This window comes from Tsukamurella asaccharolytica, assembly GCF_007858435.1.
Taxonomy (GTDB): Bacteria; Actinomycetota; Actinomycetes; order Mycobacteriales; family Mycobacteriaceae; genus Tsukamurella; species Tsukamurella asaccharolytica.
The window spans coordinates 163,507-182,134 of the sequence record NZ_VIGW01000005.1 but is presented as its reverse complement, the minus strand read 5'-3'; the positions used below and the strand labels follow the sequence as shown (position 1 = coordinate 182,134).

19 protein-coding genes are annotated in these 18,628 nt (G+C 70.4%); 9 read left to right on the top strand and 10 right to left on the bottom strand.

What is annotated here, in order from left to right:
- Window positions 1-43: 43 nt before the first annotated feature.
- Together FK529_RS12100 and FK529_RS12095 are read right to left on the bottom strand one after the other, a co-directional pair.
- Window positions 44-670 carry a response regulator gene (locus tag FK529_RS12100; protein ID WP_146561424.1) on the bottom strand — a complete coding sequence of 209 codons (627 nt, stop codon included), beginning with the start codon at window positions 668-670 and terminating at the stop codon, window positions 44-46.
- Window positions 671-709: 39 nt separating this feature from the next.
- On the bottom strand, window positions 710-1,969 hold the full coding sequence (locus FK529_RS12095; protein ID WP_146561422.1) for a sensor histidine kinase: 1,260 nt from the start codon (window positions 1,967-1,969) through the stop codon (window positions 710-712).
- Window positions 1,970-2,067: 98 nt separating this feature from the next.
- Between FK529_RS12095 and FK529_RS12090 the strand changes: the two genes are divergently transcribed.
- The gene (locus FK529_RS12090; RefSeq protein ID WP_146561420.1) at window positions 2,068-2,994 is read left to right on the top strand and encodes a D-2-hydroxyacid dehydrogenase family protein; all 927 of its coding nucleotides are present in this window, start codon (window positions 2,068-2,070) and stop codon (window positions 2,992-2,994) included.
- Between the two features lie 12 nt (window positions 2,995-3,006).
- Here the strand turns inward: FK529_RS12090 and FK529_RS12085 are convergent, their stop codons facing one another.
- The gene (locus FK529_RS12085) at window positions 3,007-4,305 is read right to left on the bottom strand and encodes a thymidine phosphorylase (protein WP_146561418.1); all 1,299 of its coding nucleotides are present in this window, start codon (window positions 4,303-4,305) and stop codon (window positions 3,007-3,009) included.
- Window positions 4,302-4,703, bottom strand: coding sequence for a cytidine deaminase (locus FK529_RS12080; protein ID WP_146561416.1), 402 nt, complete (start codon window positions 4,701-4,703; stop codon window positions 4,302-4,304). Before FK529_RS12080 ends, FK529_RS12085 begins: the two co-directional genes overlap by 4 nt.
- 241 nt (window positions 4,704-4,944) lie before the next feature.
- On the opposite strand from FK529_RS12080, the gene sdhC reads away from it, so the two are divergent.
- The 6 genes from sdhC to FK529_RS12050 all read left to right on the top strand — a co-directional run bounded on the left by sdhC (window position 4,945) and on the right by FK529_RS12050 (window position 9,984).
- A complete protein-coding gene (gene sdhC / locus FK529_RS12075; RefSeq protein WP_146561414.1) occupies window positions 4,945-5,352 on the top strand; it encodes a succinate dehydrogenase, cytochrome b556 subunit in 408 nt (135 codons plus the stop codon).
- A gap of 14 nt (window positions 5,353-5,366) precedes the next feature.
- On the top strand, window positions 5,367-5,834 hold the full coding sequence (locus FK529_RS12070) for a succinate dehydrogenase hydrophobic membrane anchor subunit (protein WP_068522412.1): 468 nt from the start codon (window positions 5,367-5,369) through the stop codon (window positions 5,832-5,834).
- A 25-nt stretch (window positions 5,835-5,859) separates the two neighbouring features.
- A complete protein-coding gene (gene sdhA, locus FK529_RS12065) occupies window positions 5,860-7,611 on the top strand; it encodes a succinate dehydrogenase flavoprotein subunit (RefSeq protein WP_146561412.1) in 1,752 nt (583 codons plus the stop codon).
- The gene (locus FK529_RS12060) at window positions 7,611-8,378 is read left to right on the top strand and encodes a succinate dehydrogenase iron-sulfur subunit (RefSeq protein WP_146561410.1); all 768 of its coding nucleotides are present in this window, start codon (window positions 7,611-7,613) and stop codon (window positions 8,376-8,378) included. The genes sdhA and FK529_RS12060 overlap by 1 nt, the downstream gene beginning before the upstream one ends.
- 146 nt (window positions 8,379-8,524) lie before the next feature.
- Window positions 8,525-9,037, top strand: coding sequence for a toxin-antitoxin system HicB family antitoxin (locus FK529_RS12055; RefSeq protein ID WP_146561408.1), 513 nt, complete (start codon window positions 8,525-8,527; stop codon window positions 9,035-9,037).
- A gap of 92 nt (window positions 9,038-9,129) precedes the next feature.
- On the top strand, window positions 9,130-9,984 hold the full coding sequence (locus FK529_RS12050; protein ID WP_146561406.1) for a DUF4097 family beta strand repeat-containing protein: 855 nt from the start codon (window positions 9,130-9,132) through the stop codon (window positions 9,982-9,984).
- 42 nt (window positions 9,985-10,026) lie between these two features.
- Here the strand turns inward: FK529_RS12050 and FK529_RS12045 are convergent, their stop codons facing one another.
- The 4 genes from FK529_RS12045 to FK529_RS12030 all read right to left on the bottom strand — a co-directional run bounded on the left by FK529_RS12045 (window position 10,027) and on the right by FK529_RS12030 (window position 13,605).
- Entirely contained in the window at window positions 10,027-11,544 is a 1,518-nt protein-coding gene (locus tag FK529_RS12045) for an MFS transporter (protein ID WP_146561404.1), read from the bottom strand.
- Window positions 11,534-12,115: a PadR family transcriptional regulator gene (locus tag FK529_RS12040; protein ID WP_146561401.1), complete on the bottom strand. Its 582-nt coding sequence runs from the start codon at window positions 12,113-12,115 to the stop codon at window positions 11,534-11,536. Before FK529_RS12040 ends, FK529_RS12045 begins: the two co-directional genes overlap by 11 nt.
- 132 nt (window positions 12,116-12,247) lie before the next feature.
- The gene (locus FK529_RS12035) at window positions 12,248-12,721 is read right to left on the bottom strand and encodes a nitroreductase/quinone reductase family protein (RefSeq protein ID WP_146561399.1); all 474 of its coding nucleotides are present in this window, start codon (window positions 12,719-12,721) and stop codon (window positions 12,248-12,250) included.
- A gap of 26 nt (window positions 12,722-12,747) precedes the next feature.
- Entirely contained in the window at window positions 12,748-13,605 is an 858-nt protein-coding gene (locus tag FK529_RS12030; protein WP_146561397.1) for a ferredoxin family protein, read from the bottom strand.
- 32 nt (window positions 13,606-13,637) lie between these two features.
- Here FK529_RS12030 and FK529_RS12025 point away from each other — a divergent pair, with 32 nt between their 5' ends.
- Together FK529_RS12025 and FK529_RS12020 are read left to right on the top strand one after the other, a co-directional pair.
- Window positions 13,638-14,930: a D-alanyl-D-alanine carboxypeptidase family protein gene (locus FK529_RS12025; RefSeq protein ID WP_146561394.1), complete on the top strand. Its 1,293-nt coding sequence runs from the start codon at window positions 13,638-13,640 to the stop codon at window positions 14,928-14,930.
- Window position 14,931: 1 nt separating this feature from the next.
- Window positions 14,932-16,428, top strand: a complete 1,497-nt coding sequence (locus FK529_RS12020) for an APC family permease (protein ID WP_231703051.1) — start codon at window positions 14,932-14,934, stop codon at window positions 16,426-16,428.
- 3 nt (window positions 16,429-16,431) lie between these two features.
- Here the strand turns inward: FK529_RS12020 and FK529_RS12015 are convergent, their stop codons facing one another.
- Together FK529_RS12015 and trpS are read right to left on the bottom strand one after the other, a co-directional pair.
- Window positions 16,432-17,430, bottom strand: a complete 999-nt coding sequence (locus FK529_RS12015) for a YhjD/YihY/BrkB family envelope integrity protein (RefSeq protein ID WP_146561392.1) — start codon at window positions 17,428-17,430, stop codon at window positions 16,432-16,434.
- Window positions 17,431-17,462: 32 nt separating this feature from the next.
- On the bottom strand, window positions 17,463-18,488 hold the full coding sequence (gene trpS, locus FK529_RS12010; protein ID WP_146561390.1) for a tryptophan--tRNA ligase: 1,026 nt from the start codon (window positions 18,486-18,488) through the stop codon (window positions 17,463-17,465).
- Window positions 18,489-18,628 lie beyond the last annotated feature (140 nt).

The following is an 18,628-nucleotide window of genomic DNA, read 5'->3' as shown; positions in this document are numbered from 1 at the left end:
AGGGTCAACGTACCGGCTACCGGCGCGTAACAACGTCGGCGCGCTACCGTTGCGTCAGATACGTGAGGATCGCGCGCACGCGGCGGTTCCCCTCCTCCGGCGGCAGGTCCAGCTTGGCGAAGATGTTGGCCACGTGCTTGGCCACCGCGGCGTCCGAGACTACCAGTGCCGCAGCGATATCGGCGTTGCTTCGCCCCTCCGCCATCAGCGCGAGCACCTCGCCCTCGCGGGGAGTGAGACGGTCGAGCACCGTCGGGGTGAACATCCTGGAGACGACCTCGGGATCGACGACCACGCCCCCGCTGGCGACGGTGTCGAGCGCGCGGAGGAAATCGTCGACCCGCCCGACCCGCTCCTTGAGCAGGTACCCCACGCCGCCGCCGGAGTCCAGCAGTCGCCGCGCGTAGGCGGCGGCGACGTACTGCGAGAGCACCAGGACCGGCAGCCCCGCACGGTCGGCGCGCAGGTCGAGCGCGGCCCGCAGACCGTCGTCCCCGTGCCCGGGCGGCATCCGCACGTCCGTCACCACCAGGTCGACGGTGCCCGGATCGATCGCCCGGAGCGCGTCCGCGTCACCGAGCAGGCCGACCACCTCGTGGCCGGCCCGCTCGACGATGCGCTGCAGCCCCTCGGCCAGCAGCACTGAGTCCTCGGCGATCACGAGCCGCACTAGCCCTCCTCCGCACACACGATCCGCATGGATCGCAGGCTACGACACCGCCTTGGCCCAGTAGAGGGTGGTGGGACCGCCGGGCGGGCTGAGCACGGTCAGCGTCGCGCCGATCGCCTCGGCCCGCTCGATCAGTCCGGCGAGGCCGGTACCGCCCGCGGGGTCGGCGCCGCCGACGCCGTCGTCCATCACGGTCATCGACACCCCGAGCACGCCCGCGGCGAAGGTGATGTGCACCCTGCTCGCGCCGCCGTGCTTGATCGCGTTGGTGACCGCCTCGCTGGCGGTGTAGCACATGGCCTGCTCGATATCGGCGGGCAGGCGGCGTCCCGGCGTCCAGCCCTCGCCCGCGGTCACGTCCACCCGGATCGCGCCCCCGAGCTCGGCGCACGCGGCCTCGACCCCCGCGTCGTCGAGTACCGGAGGGTGCACTCCGCGGACGGTGTCCCGCAACCCCGCCATGGCGCGCTCGAGCCGCAGCTGCGCCTCGGCGACCTGTCCGTGCAGGGACTCGTCAGCGGTCTCCGGCAGGCTCTGCTGCAGTTCGCCGAGCTGCAGCGACAGGCTCGCCAGGTCCTGCTGCGGCCCGTCGTGCAGGTTGCGCTCGATGCGGCGGCGCTCGCCCTCGAAGGAGTTCACCAGGACACCGCGGGAGGCCTCGAGCGACGTGACGCGGCGGCGCAGCTCCTCCTCGGTGGGGCCGAGCAGCAGTCGCGCGGTAGCGGCCTGCGCCACGGACGCGGCGTAGGTGATGTACAGCGCCGCAGCGCAGATCACCGCGCCGATCGCGCCCCAGACCGCGCGGCCGACGACCCCGTCGACCGCCGTGCCCAGCACGTTGACGTCGTCCGAGAAGATCGGAGCGAGCATGAGCCCGCCGCCGACGGCCCAGACGATCACCGCACCCAGGAAGACGATGAGGGTCAACACCGCGAGCAGCAGCGAGTAGGCGACCTCGCGCCACGTGGCCCGCTCGCCGAGCCGCGCCCCCGCGCGAGCGGTGAGGCTCCCGGTGACGGGTGGGTGCGGGTCGCCGATGGCCGGATCCCCGAGCCAGGTGACCCGCAGTCGTTCGAGTTTCGCCAGCGCGAACGACCACGCCGGCGCGAAGGGCAGCAGCACCACCACGACGTAGAGGACGAAGAGCACCCACCCGACGATCATCGATCCGGCGAAGTAGGCCAGGCCGCGCCACGGCGCGGAAGTGGCGAAGAAGCGCATCGGGTCGCGCAGGGGCGCGGCGAGTGCGCCGCGTTCGGGCTCGCGCTGCGCCGGGGACGGGGTCACGTGATTGATCATGCCGTAGACGCTAGGTGCGGCGCGGGTGCCGGTCCCTGGCCCCAGCGGGAGAATCGGGGGTGGTGCCAGCACTACCCCGGGCGGCTAGCGTGGGCGGTATGCGCATCGCGATCCTCGACGATTTCCAGGACGTCGCCCGCGAGTTCGGGGACTTCTCCGGCCTCGACGTCACCGTCTTCACCGCGCCCCTCGACGACGTGACCGCGCAGCTGGCGGAGTTCGACGGGGTGGTCGCCATGCGCGAGCGCACCCGCTTCCCCGCGGAGGTGCTGCGGTCGCTGCCCCGGCTGCGACTGCTCGTGTCGACGGGCCGCCGCAACGCGGCGATCGACCTCGAGGCGGCGACGGAGCTGGGGATCACCGTGTGCCACACCGGATACCGGCCCGCCGCGGCCGCCGAGCACACCTGGGCTCTGATCCTCGCGGCGCTGCGCCACGTTCCCGCCGAGGACGCGAACATCCGCGCCGGACGCTGGCAGAGCACGGTCGGGAAGGAGCTCTCCGAGAGCACGATCGGCATCGTCGGCCTCGGCGGACTGGGGCGACGCGTCGCGCGGGTGGCGACGGCCTTCGGGGCGGAGGTGATCGCGTGGTCGAGCAACCTCGACGCCGCGCGGGCGGCCGAGGCGGGCGCGACCGCGGTGACGAAGCAGGAGCTGTTCGAGCGGTCCGACGTGGTCACCATCCACTACGTCCTGTCCGACCGCTCGCGCGGCATCGTCGGCGCCGCCGACATCGCCCGGATGAGGCCCGGCGCGCTTCTGGTGAACACCTCCCGGGCGGGCGTACTGGACACCCCCGCCGCCGCGGACGCGGCCCGGCGCGGCGACATCCGGCTCGCGCTCGACGTCTTCGACGTCGAGCCGCTGCCCGCGGGTGACCCGATCCGGGACCTGCCGAACTCGGTCCTCACGGGGCACGTCGGCTACGTCACCGAGCAGCAGTACCGGCTCTTCTACGCCGACGCGGCCGAGGACGTCCGCGCCTACCTCGCGGGGGACCCCATCCGCGTCATGAACCCCTGACCGGCCGCCCAGTCAGACGGTCACCCGATCCAGGACCAGCGAGCCCCGCGGCGCGGCGGACTCCCCGATGACGGCCGCGCCGTCGAGGGCGGCGACGGCACCGTCGAACTTCTCGGGGGTGTCGGTGTGCAGCGTGAACAGCGGCTCCCCCGCCGTAACGGCGTCGCCCACGGTCGCGTGCCAGGTGACGCCGGCCCCCGCCTGCACCGGCTCGCCCTGCCGCTCGCGGCCCGCGCCGAGCCGCCAGGCGGCGATGCCGACGCCCATGGCGTCGAGTGCGGTGAGGACGCCGGTGGCGGGCGCGGCGACGGTGCGGGTGTGCTGCGCGACGGGCAGCGGCGCCTCGGGGTCGCCGCCCTGCGCGGCGATCATCGCCTTCCAGCTGTCCATGGCCCGGCCGTTGGCGAGGTGCTCGGCGGGATCGGCGTCGACGCCGGCGAGGGCGAGCATCTCCCGCGCGAGCGCGAGCGTCAGCTCCACCACGTCCGACGGTCCGCCGCCGGCGAGAACCTCGAGCGACTCGGCCACCTCGAGGCCGTTGCCGGCGGTGCGGCCGAGCGGGGTGGACATGTCCGTCAGCAGCGCGACGGTGTTCACCCCCGAGTCGTGGCCCAGCGCGACCATGGTCTCCGCCAGCTCGCGCGCCTGGGCCTCGGTCTTCATGAAGGCGCCCTTGCCGACCTTGACGTCGAGCACCAGCGAGGCCGTACCCTCGGCGATCTTCTTGCTCATGATCGAGCTCGCGATCAGCGGGATCGCCTCGACGGTGCCGGTGACATCGCGCAGCGCGTACAGCTTCTTGTCTGCCGGCGCCAGGCCCGAGCCGGCGGCACAGATCACCCCGCCGACCCGCTCCAACTGGTCGAACATCTGCTCGTTGGTCAGGTCGGCGCGCCACCCGGGGATGGCCTCGAGCTTGTCGAGGGTGCCGCCGGTGTGCCCGAGGCCCCGGCCCGAGAGCTGCGGCACGGCGACGCCGTAGGACGCGACGAGCGGGGTGAGCGGGAGGGTGATCTTGTCGCCCACGCCGCCGGTCGAGTGCTTATCGGTCGTGGCGAGCGGGCGGCCGTCGCGGCGGAGCCCCGAGAAGTCCATGCGCTCGCCGCTGGCGATCATCGCCGCGGTCCACCGCGCGATCTCCCGGCGATCCATCCCGTTGAGGAAGATGGCCATCGCCAGCGCGGACATCTGGTAGTCGGCCACCTCGCCGGTCGTGAACTTGTCGATCACCCAGTCGATCTGGCCGTCGGTGAGGGGCTTCCCGTCGCGCTTGGCGGCGATGATGGAGACGGCGTCGAACACTTCAGTCATCGGATTACCTCATTCAGGTCGTCGGGCCCGAAGGCGTCGGGCAGCAGTCGGCTCAGGGGCACCGGGCCGGCGCGGTGGTCGATCAGCAGGTCGGGCCCGCCGTGTTCGTACAGCAGCTGCCTGCACCGTCCGCATGGCAGCAGGACATCCCCGTTCGCGTTGGTGCACGTGAACGCGCGCAGGCGCCCGCCACCCGAGGAGTGGAGCGCACTCACGAGCCCGCATTCCGCGCAGAGGGTCAGCCCGTATGAGACATTCTCCACATTGCAGCCGACCACGACGCGGCCGTCGTCGGTCAGGGCGGCCGCGCCGACGGGGTACGTCGAATAGGGCGCGTAGGCCCGCTCCATGGCGTCGATGGCGATGCGCCGCAAGGCCTCCCAGTCGATGTCGGGCACAGCCGATCACTCCTTTCCGGAGGCTTGTTGATTCCGTATCAATTTCGGTCAGGCAATCCTAAGTAAATCTGTTCGGCCGCAATGGATCGGGACCGTGGTTTCGATTCCACATTCCGGTGGGTTTAAGGTCAAGGCGTGGGTTCAGGTATACGTCGCGATCGACGCCGACGCGAGGGCTCAAGGGCCCTCCGCCGACCGACGTCCGGCCGTATCCAAGAAACGATGTCGAAGGCAGGACTCGATGAGCACTAGTACCGAGGTGGCGGCCGCCGAGGAGCCGCGCCGCGTCTCCCTCTACAAGGGCGATCCGGGCATGTTGAACTGGGTGCTGCACCGCATCAGCGGCGTCACCATCTTCTTCTTCCTGTTCGTCCACGTCCTCGACACCGCGGTCATCCGCATCGATCCCGAGGCGTACGACGAGATCATCAAGATGTACAAGACGCCGCTCATCAGCCTCCTCGAGATCGGCCTCGTCATGGCCATCCTGTTCCACGGACTCAACGGCGTCCGCGTCATCCTCGTGGACTTCTGGAGCAAGGGCGTGCGGTACCAGAAGGCGATGTCCATCGCGGTCTGGGTGGTCTTCCTCATCACCGGCGCCGGGATGGCCGCGCGTCTCCTCTACATCATGATTTCGCACGCCTAGGGGGACGAAGAGACATGACTACCGCGAACGAACCCAAGCTCGCCAAGACGCTGCTCAAGCAGTACGACCGCCCCGCGTCGCTCGACAACCCGCGCTCGCCGCACCGTCCGGCGTCCGGCAACTTCGAGAAGTACGCCTGGCTGTTCATGCGTTTCTCGGGCATCGCCCTGCTCGTGCTGGTCTTCGGGCACGTCTTCATCATGCTCGCCCTGGACAGCCAGGGCGTGCACCGGATCAGCGCCGCCTTCGTCGCGCAGCGCTGGGCCAGCCCCTTCTGGCAGATCTGGGACATCACGATGCTGTGGCTCGCTCAGTTGCACGGCGGCAACGGCCTGCGCGTGATCATCGACGATTACGCCCGCAAGGACCGCACGCGGTTCTGGCTCAAGACCCTGCTCGTGCTGTCGATGATCCTCGTGGTCGGCCTCGGCTCGTACGCGCTCCTCTCGTTCGAACCGGCCTCCGTGCCCACCGCCCAGTAACGGCCAGGAAGGACACACCCGCATCATGCAGGAACATCGTTACGACGTGGTGATCATCGGCGCCGGCGGCGCCGGTATGCGCGCGGCGATCGAGGCCGGGCCGCGCGCCCGCACCGCGGTGCTCACCAAGCTCTACCCGACTCGCTCCCACACCGGCGCGGCGCAGGGCGGCATGTGCGCCTCCCTCGCCAACGTCGAGGAGGACAACTGGGAGTGGCACACCTTCGACACGGTCAAGGGCGGCGACTACATCGTCGACCAGGACGCTGCGGAGATCATGGCCAAGGAGGCCATCGACGCGGTGCTCGACCTGGAGAAGATGGGCCTGCCCTTCAACCGCACCCCCGAGGGCAAGATCGACCAGCGCCGCTTCGGCGGCCACACCCGCGACCACGGCAAGGCCCCCGTTCGCCGCGCCTGTTACGCCGCGGACCGCACCGGCCACATGATCCTGCAGACGCTCTACCAGAACTGCGTCAAGCACGACGTGGAGTTCTTCAACGAGTTCTACGTGCTCGACATCGCGCTGACGGAGACCGAGGACGGTCCCGTCGCGACCGGTGCCGTGGCGTACGAGCTGGCCACCGGCGAGATCCACGTCTTCCATGCGAAGGCGATCATCTTCGCCACCGGCGGCTCGGGCCGCATGTACAAGACCACCTCCAACGCCCACACCCTCACCGGTGACGGCATGGGCATCGTCTTCCGCAAGGGACTGCCGCTGGAGGACATGGAGTTCCACCAGTTCCATCCGACGGGCCTCGCAGGCCTGGGCATCCTCATCACCGAGGGCGTCCGCGGCGAGGGCGGCATCCTCCGCAACGTCGACGGCGAGCGGTTCATGGAACGCTACGCCCCGACGATCAAGGACCTCGCGCCGCGCGACATCGTCGCCCGGTCGATGGTGCTCGAGGTGCTCGAGGGCCGCGGCGCCGGCCCGAACAAGGACTACGTCCTCCTGGATGTCACGCACATCCCGGAGGAGACCCTGATGGCCAAGCTGCCGGACATCATGGAGTTCTCGCGCACCTACCTCGGCGTCGATCCCGTCACCGAGCTGGTGCCCGTGTACCCCACCTGCCACTACGTGATGGGCGGCATCCCCACCAACATCCACGGTGAGGTCCTGCGCGACAACGATCACGTGGTCCCCGGCCTGTACGCCGCCGGCGAGTGCGCCTGCGTCTCGGTGCACGGCGCCAACCGCCTCGGCACCAACTCGCTGCTCGACATCAACGTCTTCGGCCGCCGCTCCGGCATCGCCGCCGCGGAGTACGCCGCGTCGCACGACTTCGTGCCGCTGCCCGAGAACCCGGCCGAGATGGTCGAGAACTGGGTCGCCGCGATGCTCAGCGACCACGGCAACGAGAACGTCATGGCGATCCGCACCGAGCTGCAGCAGACGATGGACAACAACGCCGCCGTCTTCCGCACCGAGAAGACCCTGACGCAGGCCCTCGAGGACGTCCGGGCCCTGAAGAAGCGGTACGAGCACGTCACCGTCACCGACAAGGGCACGCGCTTCAACAGCGACCTGCTCGAGGCCATCGAGCTGGGCTTCCTGCTCGAACTGGCCGAGGTCACCGTCGTCGGCGCCCTCAACCGCAAGGAGACCCGCGGCGGCCACGCCCGCGAGGATTACCCGAACCGCGACGACGAGAACTACATGGTGCACACCATGGCGTACAAGGAGGGCGAGGGCCTGGAGGCCGGGATCCGTCTCGACACCAAGCCCGTCGTGCAGACCCGCTACGAGCCGATGGAGCGTAAGTACTGATGACCGCCGCAGTTGATACCCCCGCGTCCGTGCAGCCGCCCGTCCCGCCCGGCTCCACCATGGTCACGATCAAGGTCTACCGGTTCAACCCGGAGGACCCCGACGCGGCCGGCTGGCAGAGCTACCGGGTCCCCGCGCTCCCCTCGGACCGGTTCCTGAACCTGCTCCTGTACATCAAGGGCTACCTCGACGGCACGCTGACCTTCCGCCGCTCCTGCGCCCACGGCGTGTGCGGCTCCGACGCCATGCGCATCAACGGCGTCAACCGCCTCGCCTGCAAGATGCTGATGAAGGACTTCCTGCACGGCGACAAGGACATCACCATCACGGTCGAGCCGATCCGCGGCCTGCCGGTGGAGAAGGACCTCGTCGTCGACATGGAGCCCTTCTTCGACGCCTTCCGCGCCGTGAAGCCCTTCCTGATGACCTCGGGCAACGAGCCGACCCGCGAGCGGATCCAGTCCCCGACGGACCGCGAGCGCTTCGACGACACCACCAAGTGCATCCTCTGCGCCTGCTGCACCACCAGCTGCCCCGTGTACTGGATGGACGGCTCGTACTTCGGACCCGCGGCCATCGTGAACGCGCACCGCTTCATCTTCGACAGCCGCGACGAGGGTGCCGCCGAGCGCCTCGAGATCCTCAACGGCGTCGACGGGGTGTGGCGCTGCCGCACCACCTTCAACTGCACCGATGCGTGCCCCCGTGGCATCCAGGTGACGCAGGCGATCCAGGAGGTCAAGCGCGCCCTCCTGTTCAGCCGCTAAAGCTTTACTGCAGCCCGGAGCCGCCCCGGACCTCACCGAGGTCCGGGGCGGTTCTGCATCCTGACACCACTTCTCACCTCGCATTATTCCTCGATCTCGAGTCACGGTATTGACCATGACACCACTATGGTGTCATTATTGACGCCATGGACATCACGCCCTTCGTCAGCGACCTCCAGCGCCAGCTCATCGCCGCCGCCGAGCGCGACTTCACCGACGCCGGGGACAACGGCGTCGACGACGCCCGGGCCTCCGCGGAACGCCTCGCCTCCGGCCTCGACGCCGCCACCCGGCTGGTCCTGCTCGACGCGTTGTCCGCGGCCGCCGGCGAGATCACGCGCGACCTGGTGCCCGGCTCCGTGGACCTGCGACTGCGCGGCCGCGACGTCGAGTTCGTCGTCGCCGCGCCGCGCGCGGAGGCGGAGGAGGAGACCTCGTCCGGCCCCGGCGTCGACTTCGACGACACCAGCACCTCGCGCACCACGCTCCGCCTGCCCGACGCGCTCAAGTCGCAGGTCGACGAGGCCGCGGCCGCGGAGGGCGTCTCCGTGAACACCTGGCTCGTGCGGGCCGTCGCCGCCGCACTCGCCCCCCGCAAGCGACGAAGCGCGCAGCGGGCACTCCGCACCGGTGACGACTTCGCCGGCTGGGCCCGCTGATCCGCCTCCCCTGAACACCCCACAACCGCACAGCCCGACGAGAACCCCGCACCCGCGGGGTCGGCCGAGCGCACCCTTCGAAAGGTCCCACCATGCCCGTCTTCCCCACCCCCGAGCCCATCGACCTCGCCATCAACCTGCAGGCCGGCGACATCGACGTGATCGCGACCGACCGCACGGACACCGTGGTGACCGTGACCCCGAGCTCCCCGAACAAGGCGGCGGACCGGCGCGGCGCGGACGCCACCCGCGTCGAGTTCGACGGTGGCCGGCTCACCGTCGTCGGCCCCAAGCCCACGCTCGGCCTCCTCAGCTTCCTCGGCGCGACCGAATCCGTCGACGTGACCGTCGAGCTGCCCGCGGGCTCCCGGTTCACCGCGGAGAGCGCCGTCGGCAGCGTCCGCACCGAGGGCCGCCTCGCCGCCACGCGGATCAAGGCGACCACCGGCACCGTCGAGCTGGAATCGACCGGCGACCTGTGGCTGCGCGCCGGCCACGGGAACGCCACCGCCGGCACCGTGGACGGCGCGGCCGAGATCACCGCCGACCACGGCCGGATCCGCATCGACTCGATCGCCGGCGATGCCGTGCTCAAGGCCTCCCACGGCAGCATCCGCATCGGCGAGACGGGCGGCGGCGTCGAGGCGAACCTGTCCTACGGCGATCTCGACATCGACCGCGCGAACTCGTCGGTCGGCGCCAAGACCGCGTACGGCGCCATCACGCTGAACGAGGTCTCGGGCGGCGTCATCGACCTCGAGAGCAGTTACGGCAAGCTCACCGTCGGTGTGGCGGAGGGCGTTCCGGCCTGGCTCGACCTGTCCTCCAAGGAGGGCCGCGTCCGCAACCACCTCGACGAGCACGTCCCCGACTCCCTCACCGGCGACCACGTCGCCGTCCGCGCCCGGGCCAAGTTCGGCGACATCGACATCCGGCGCGCCCGCTGACCGCGCTCCCGTGGACGGTGCCACTGAGACCGGTGCGGGCCGTCAGGCGTCGACGGCCGCGGGAGCCTTCTGATGCGTGGGCGTCGCGAAGAACTGCACCACCACGAAGGCGACGACGAGCGCCGCCGCGGGCAGCAGGATCGTCGCGCCCATGGCATCGGCGAAGGGCCCGCGCAGGAACTGCGGCAGCGCTCCGGTCGCCATCGCGCCGCCGCTCTGCGCGTGCCCGGTCGCGGCGGCGATCTTGGCCTCGATCTCGTGCTGCATGAGCACGCCGACCGCGGCACTGCCGAGCACCGCGCCCACCTGCCGGGTCATGTTGTAGACGCCCGAGCCCGCGCCGGCGAGCGTCAGCGGCAGGTTCCGGTTCGCGGTCGCGGCGAGCGGACCCCAGATGAAGGCGTTGCCCACGCCCATGAGCGCGATCGGGGCGAGGATCCCGATCACCGGGGTGGTGTCGTGCGCGACGAAGGCCAGCCAGAACAACGCCGCCGCGTTCGCCGCGAAGCCGAACCCGGTGAGGTACTTGGGATGCACCCTGTCGGCGAGCTTGCCCGACGGCGCGGCCAGGACCCCGGAGAGCACTGCGAGCGGGATCAGCAGCAGCGCCGACCGGGTGGGCGTGAGCCCCATGGACTTCTGCGCGAAGAGCATGAGCGGGATCGACATGCCGGTCACGGAGAAGCCCATGCAGGCGATCGCCGCCGTGGCGAGCGAGAAATTCCGGTCCTTGAACAGCGTCAGCGACATGAGCGGTTCGGGCGCCTTGGACTGCCACCACACGAAGACGACCAGCAGCGCGATGCCGCCGCCGATCATCGCCCAGATCGCCGCGGACCAGTTCTCCTGCTGCCCCTCCTGCAGACCGAAGACCAGCAGGAACAGTCCGAGCGCGCTGAGCACGATGCCGGGGATGTCGAGCTTGTGCTTGTGCGTGGGCAGGTTCGGCACCAGGATCACGGCGGCGATGAACGCGGCGATGCCCACCGGGACGTTGACGAAGAAGATCCACTCCCAGCCGAGTCGGTCCACCAGCACACCGCCGGCCAGCGGCCCGACGAGGATCGCGACGCCGGCGACGGAGCCCCACAGGGCCATCGCGGTGCCCCGCTTGTTCTGCGGAAAGGTGCGGGTGATGACGGCCATCGTCTGCGGGGTCATGAGGGCGGCGCCCAGGCCCTGCAGCACGCGGGCGGCGATGAGCATCCCGATCGAGCCGGAGAGTCCGCACCACGCGGATGCGAGCGTGAAGATCACGAGGCCCGCAAGGTACAGCCGCTTGGGCCCGTACATGTCGCCCAGACGCCCGGCGACCAACAGCGGCACGACATACGCCAGCAGGTAGCCGCTGGTCACCCAGATCACGCCGTTGAGATCGGTGCCGTTCGTGAGGTCGATCCAGATCGCGTCCGTCGCGACGGAGACGATCGTCGAGTCCACGAGGATCATGAAGAAGCCCACGACCAGCGCCCACAGCGCGGGCCAGGGCCGGTATCCGGACGGCAGGCCGGGCAGCGCGCCGGGGTCGTACTGCTTGGCCGTGGTGGCGTCATTCGTCATGACAGGTCGCCTTCCATTCCAGGGTCTCGTCGTCGATTCGTTCGACGGTGCGCCGCAGCCAGTCGGCCTCGGCGGTGCGCATGGCGATCAGGTAGTCCAGGTCGAGCAGGTGCACCTCGGCGGTGTGCCCGAGCGCACGGGCGTGCCCCGCGCGCATCGCCGCCACGTCGGCGTCGAGGCGCCGGAGCCGGGCGGCGAACAGCTCGCGGACCCGGTCGCGGTCCAGGTTGTGCGCCTCGGAGACGGCGAGCGGGAAGCTCGGGTACTCCTCGGCGGGCTCGGCGAGCAGGTCCGCGACAGTGTCCTGCAGCCGTTCCCGGCCCGTCGCCGTGATCGCGTAGGTGGTGCGCTCGGGGCGGTTCCCGTCGCGGTCGGTGCCCCGCTCGGCGACCAGTCCGTCATCGGCCAGCCGCTTGACCGTGTGGTACAGCGAGCCGGCGCGAAGCTTGACGATGAGGTCCTCGCGGCGCTCGGTCATCGTCGTGAACATCTCGTAGGGGTGCATGTCCCGCTCGGTGAGCAGGGCCAGCGCCGCGATCGCCAGCGGGGTCAGTGTCCGTTCCCCGGCCATGCCCACCTCCGATCGTTCGCGCCCGGCGGTCACGCTACCCCGCAAATACTCCAGATGGAATATTCTGATCGGAGGAATACGCCCGAACCGGGAGGAACCCGTCCGTGACACCCCTCACATCAGGGCAGGGGATCAGGGCAGGGTGAGGGTCACCAGCGGGATCGGGCGGTCGATGGTCGCCTGAAAGGCGGCGAGGTCGGGGTTGTCCGCGAGCGCCCACGCGGCGAACTCGGCGTACTCCTCACCCTCGAGCACGCGGGCCGTCGCGGGCACGGAACGCGCGCCGATCTCGACGGTGACCGCCGGCGTCTTCCGCGCGTTGTGCCACCACGCGGGGTACCCCTTCTCGATGAACGAGCTGACGTACAGCTGCTCGCCGCGGCGGAGCACGCCCAGCGGCACCGTGTGCAGCCGCCCTGAGCGCGCGCCGGTCGTCGTGAGCAGGATCATCGTGCTCCCCTCGTAGGCGCCACCGACCTTCCCGCCGTTCGCCCGGAACTCGGCGATCACGTCCCGGTTCCAGTCGCCGATGGTCTCCTCGGTCAGCGTGTTCCAGGGCATCTCCGGGTCGTCGTAGGAGCCCGGTTCCGGTGTCTTCTCAGTCATACCCACCACTCTCGCGGGTATTGGTGTCAGTTTCCGTCCGTTATGAGACCGGAGATCCGCCAGGCCCGTGCCGACGAGGGCTTCTTCCCGCACGACATCATCCGCGGCGGCAGATCCTCACTGGTCACGGTCATCGTCCACGCGCGACCGTCCTCGTGCCGCACCGTGACGGAGCCGGCATCGTCGGACGCGGTGCGCAGGACGTCGGGACCCACGGGACCGAGGAGCTCGCGGACCGCGACCTCGGCGGCCTGCTCGGCGGGCGGGATCGACGACCGACCACGGAGCCCGGCGGTCGCGACGACGCCGGCGCGCGCGGCGTCGAGGGCATCCTCGGCCTGCGCCTCGGTCACCCGCCCGTAGGTGTGGCCGGCGGGCAGCACGATGAGCACGGGCGCGAAGCGGTGCCCGCCGGTGTGCGAGCACTCCCACACGACCGGGTCGGCATAACGGTCCGCGAGCGCCGCCGCGACGGGCCGCCCCAGCACGGCACAGCAGACGTCGCGCTTGCCGTTGGTGCACACCAGGGCGATGGGCCCCGCAGGCTCACCCGCGGCGGGGTCGTCGAGGGGCAGCCCCGGGATCTCCGCGTAGTCGGCGACGGTGAACCTCCGCAACAGGGTCTCCCCCGGCACCGAGTTCGCGACGAACACCCGGATCGGCCCGCGCACGCCCGCACGGCCGGGCCGGTGGATCAGCAGCACGCGCAGAGCGTGTTCGTCGGCGAACCGTTCGATGGCCGCCCCCACCTCGGGAGCGAAGGTTCCGCCGGAGAACGGATCGCGGCCCCAGCCGGATTCGTTCTCGATGCACAGCCAGCCCGTCTCCGTCGTCGCGGTGCCGGGGAGCGGCTCGTCCGTGAAACTCGAACAACGCTCCGTCATGCCGCCACCGTAGCGGACTACGATGAGCCGCGATGATCGCGCGCGCCCTGAGAACCGCAACCGTCGTCGGCCTTCTCGGCGCGCTCGCCGCCGCTCCGGTCGGCGCGACGCCCGCTCCCGCACCGTCGCCGACCCCTGTCCCGGCGGCGAAGACCCTGGTGACCGACGCCTGCCCGCACAAGCAGGTTCCTCCGCCCGCCGTCGACGAGTCCGAGGTTCCGAAACCCGGGCAGCCGAGCCCCACACCGCTCCCGGTGCCGGACCCGCCCGTCGGGGGCGCGAAGCTGGGAGGGTGCGGTGTCGTCGTTCCCGACGGTGCGCCGCCCGTCCCGCCCGGTATCGACTCGGCCGGCTGGCTCATCGCGGACGTCACCGACGGCACCGTCATCGCGGCGAAGGACCCGCACGGGCGGTACCGGCCCGCGAGCACCATCAAGGTGCTGCTCGCGCAGGTCGCGCTGCGCGATCTCGACCTCACGACGGTGGTCGAGGGCACTGCGGAGGACGCGGCACAGGAGGGCAACGGCGCGGGCGTGAACGTCGGGGGCCGGTACACCGTCGAGCAGCTGCTCGAGGGGCTCCTCCTCGCCTCCGGCAACGACGCCGCGCACGCGCTCGCCCGGCAGCTCGGCGGGGTCGACGCCACAGTGACGAAGATGAACGCGCTGGCGGCGTCGCTCGGGGCGCGCGATACGCGGACCGCATCACCGTCCGGCCTCGACGGCCCCGGCATGAGCTCGAGCCCGTACGACATGGCGCTCATCCTGCGCGCCGCCCTGCGCGACGACCGGTTCGTGCGCATCGCGGCGACACCCCGGGTCGTCTTCCCCGGCCACCCGCCGGTGCCGACCACCGCACCGTCGACCCCGCCCCCACCCGGGCAGAGCCCGCCGCCCGCCCCCACCTCCGTGGCGCCGTACCCGATCGTCAACGAGAACCGGCTGCTCACCGACTTCCCGGGCGCGGTCGCCGGCAAGAACGGCTACACCGACGACGCGAAGCGGACCTTCGTCGGCGCGGTCGACCGGGACGGCCACCGGTACGTGATCGTGCAGATGTTCGGGCTCTCGCAGACCGGGAACACCTACTGGGACCAGTACCGGCGGCTCCTCGACTACGGCGTCGCGCTGCGCGGGAAGTCCGTCGGGACCCTCGTCGCGCCGGAGGGCTCGACCGACCGGCCCGAGCGCGCTCCCCAGGACGCGGTGGCCGCGAGCGGACCGTCGGGGATGGGCGACGGCACCCGGCTGCTGATCGCCCTCGGCGGCCTCGGCCTCATCGCAGTCCTCGTCGGCGCCGCCATGCGCACGAGCCGGGGCCGCTGAGGTGGTCGCCGCGCCCGCCGGCGCCGCCTCGGTCCCGGACAAGGGGCTCCGGTCGAATTCGCTGGGCCTGCTGAGCAACATGGCGATCGGCCTGTCGTCGACCGCGCCGGCGTACAGCCTCGCGGCCACGCTGGGCGGCGTGGTCGGCCACGTCCAGGGCAAGGCCCCGGCGATGTTCGTGGTGGCCTTCCTGCCCATGCTCATGGTGGCCGTCGCGTACAAGGAGCTGGCCGCGGACACCCCCGACGCCGGGACCACCTTCACCTGGGGCAGTAGGGCGTTCGGGCCGTGGATCGGCTGGATGGGCGGGTGGGGCCTCGCGGTCTCGGCGATCATCTGTCTCGCGAACGTCGCGGAGATCTCGGCGAGCTACCTGCTGCGCTTCGCCGGACTGAACTCGCTCGCCGACGACCGCGCGACCGTGGTCGGTTTCGGGTGCCTGCTCATCGTCGCGATGACCTGGGTGTCGTACCGCGGGATCGTCGTCTCGGAGCGCATGCAGAACGTGCTCATGTCGATCCAGTTCGCCGTCCTCGGTGTCGCCGCAGTGGCCGCGCTGTGGGCGGTGTACCGCGGCACCGCCGGGCCGCAGGCCGTGCGGCCGAGCTGGGACTGGCTGGACCCCACCGGCCTGAGCGCCTCGCAGGTCGCGGCGGCGGTGATCCTGTGCATCTTCCTGTACTGGGGATGGGACGCCTGTCTCGCGGTCGGCGAGGAGACCAAGGACTCGTCGTCGACGCCCGGCCGGGCAGCGGTGCTCGCGACGGTCGTTCTCCTGGGTACCTACGTGCTGGTCGCCATTGCGGTGCAGGCGTATTCGGGGTTCGGCGACACGGGTCTCGGGCTGGGGAACACCGATAACCACGACGACGTGCTCACGGTGCTGGGGCGCCCCGTCGGGGGCGCGGTCCTCGCGGGCCTGCTGGTGCTCACGGTGGCGCTGTCGGCCCTGTCGTCGACGCAGTCGACGGTGCTGCCCACCGCGCGCGGCACGCTCGCCATGGCGATCTACAAGGCCGTGCCGGAGCGCTTCGCGCGGGTGCAGCCGAAGTACCTCACGCCGTCGTTCGGCACCGTCGTGATGGGCGCCTCGGCCCTCGCCTTCTACCTCACACTCGCGCTGGTCAGCCGCAACACCCTCGAGGATTCGATCAGTTCGCTGGGGCTGGCCGTCGCCTTCTACTACGCGATCACCGCCTTCGCCTGCGCGTGGTACTTCCGGCGGACCCTGCGCCGGTCGGCGCGGAACCTGGTGCTGCGACTCGTCTTCCCGGTGCTCGGCGGGATCGCAATGATCTGGGCGTTCGTGCAGAGCGCGGTCGACATGGTCGCTCCCGACTACGGGCAGACAGTGATCGGCGGCATCGGCGGTGTCTTCGTGATCGGCATCGGCATGCTGGTCCTCGGCGTGCCGCTGATGATCGCCTGCGCCGTGACGCGGCCCGCCTTCTTCCGCGGACGGACCCTGCCGCGGTCCACCGCCCGGGAAGACGCCTGAGCGTCAGCGCTTGCGGCGCAACAGCGACCCGAGACCGAGGCCCGCGACGAGACCGGCCGCGCCCGCGAGCGCGGTGCGGCCCGCATCGGGTTCGGAGCGGACGACGGGCGAGATCACCACGGGTTCCGGGGCCGCCGGGATCACGTAGCGCTGGTTGCGGGGATCCGTGGCCGCCCACGCGGTCGCGAACAGCACGATCCGCGCCGTGAAGTAGATGAACAGCATGATGCCGAGGATCGGGCCGAAGGTGGCGCCCGCAGGACTGCGCATCGTCGCGCCGAGGAGGACGGTGGCGAGCTGGACGAGGATCATGAACGCGATCGCGGTCATCAGGCCCGCGCGGGCCGCGTTGCGCCACGGGAACTGCACGCGGGGCAGGCGAGCGATGACGAAGGTCCACAGCACCCACATGGCCAGGAGCGTGACCACCAGCGTCGCGCACGTGATCACGAAGTGCAGGCCGGGCGCATGGCCCAACCCGGCGGCGTCGAGCAGCTTCCCGGTGAGTGGGCTGCTGCCCGCAGCCATCAGCGCGGTGCAGGCGACGATCGCGACGAACAGGCCCGCCAGCGCGCCGAGGTCGGCGACCTTGGTCATGACGAAGTTCTGCTCCGGGACCTCGCTGTCCCACATCTCGGTCAGGCCGGCGCGGACGTTGGCCATCCAGCCGAGTCCCGCCCAGAGGCCGCCGGCGAGACCCACGATGCCGACGGTGCCGCGGGACGCGATGGCCTGATCGACCAGGTCGCTGACCGACTTGCGCAGGCTATCGTCACTGATCACGGAGTTGATCTGGTCCTTGATCTCCGCGAGCAGGTCGGCGTCGTTGATGAGGACGTAGCCGCCGATGGCGAAGGCGACCATCATCAGCGGGAACAGGGCGAAGACGCTGAAGTACGTGATCCCGGCACCGAAGTAGTCGCCCTTCTTGTCCTGGTACCGCAGCGCCGCGGACACGATGTGGTCGAACCAGGGCCATTTGTCGCGGTACCTCTGAAGCATGGGGGAACGTCCTCCTGCAACTGCACAATCGGCTAGGGCGCCAGGAACCCTACTCGCTCGTAGACGTCGGCGAGGGTACGAGCTGCGATCTCCCGCGCCCGATCGCGGCCGGCGGTGAGGACCTTGTCCAACTCGGCGCGATCGTCGAGGTACTTCTGTACTCGGCCCCGCAGGGGTGTCGCGAAGTCGACGAGCACGTCGGCGACCTGAGCCTTCAGATCACCGTAACCCTTGCCCTCGTAGGCGAGCTCCAGGTCCGGTATCGGGGTTCCGGTGAGCGCCGACTCGATGGTGAGCAGGTTGGAGACGCCGGGCTTGTTCTCGCGGTCGAAGCGGATCTCCCGCTCGGTGTCGGTGACTGCCGACTTGACCCGTTTCGCGATCGTCGCGGGATCGTCGAGGATGCTGATCAGCCCCGCATCGGACTCCGCGGACTTGCTCATCTTGGCGGTGGGATTCTGCAGGTCGTAGATCTTGGCGGTGTCGGAGACGATGTACGCCTCGGGGACCACGAAGGTCTTCTTGAACCGCGTGTTGAAGCGCTGCGCCAGATTCCTGGTGAGTTCCAGGTGCTGCCGCTGGTCCTCACCCACGGGCACGAGCTGCGGACGGTAGAGCAGGATGTCGGCGGCCATGAGGATCGGATACGTGAACAAGCCCACCGACGAGCTCTCGGTGCCGTTCTTCGCCGACTTGTCCTTGAACTGGGTCATCCGCCCCGCCTCGCCGAAGCCGGTGATGCAGCTGAGCACCCAGGTCAGTTCGGCGTGCTCGGGGATCTGCGACTGCACGAACACCGTCGAGCGGGCCGGGTCCACCCCGAGCGCCAGCAGCTGCGCCGCGGCGAAGACGGTGCGCTCGCGTAGCGCCTTGGGGTCGTGCGGCGTCGTGATCCCGTGCATGTTCGGGATGAAGTAGAAGGTCTCGAATTCGTCCTGCAACTGCACCCACTGCCGCACCGCGCCCAGGTAGTTGCCGAGGTGGAACGAGTCCGAGGTCGGCTGGATGCCCGACAGCGCACGCTGCCGCTTCGCGGGGGTGGGGGCGGTTTCCGTCACGGGGGACGAGTCTATCGATCGCCGCCCTGCGGGTCTCCCCGGTATTCGATCCGACGGTGCCGGGCCCCGACTTCGGCGGGCGGGCGGACGCGCCCACTGCGATCGGCTGCTATGACATCGTGACCGCCAGTGACAAACCG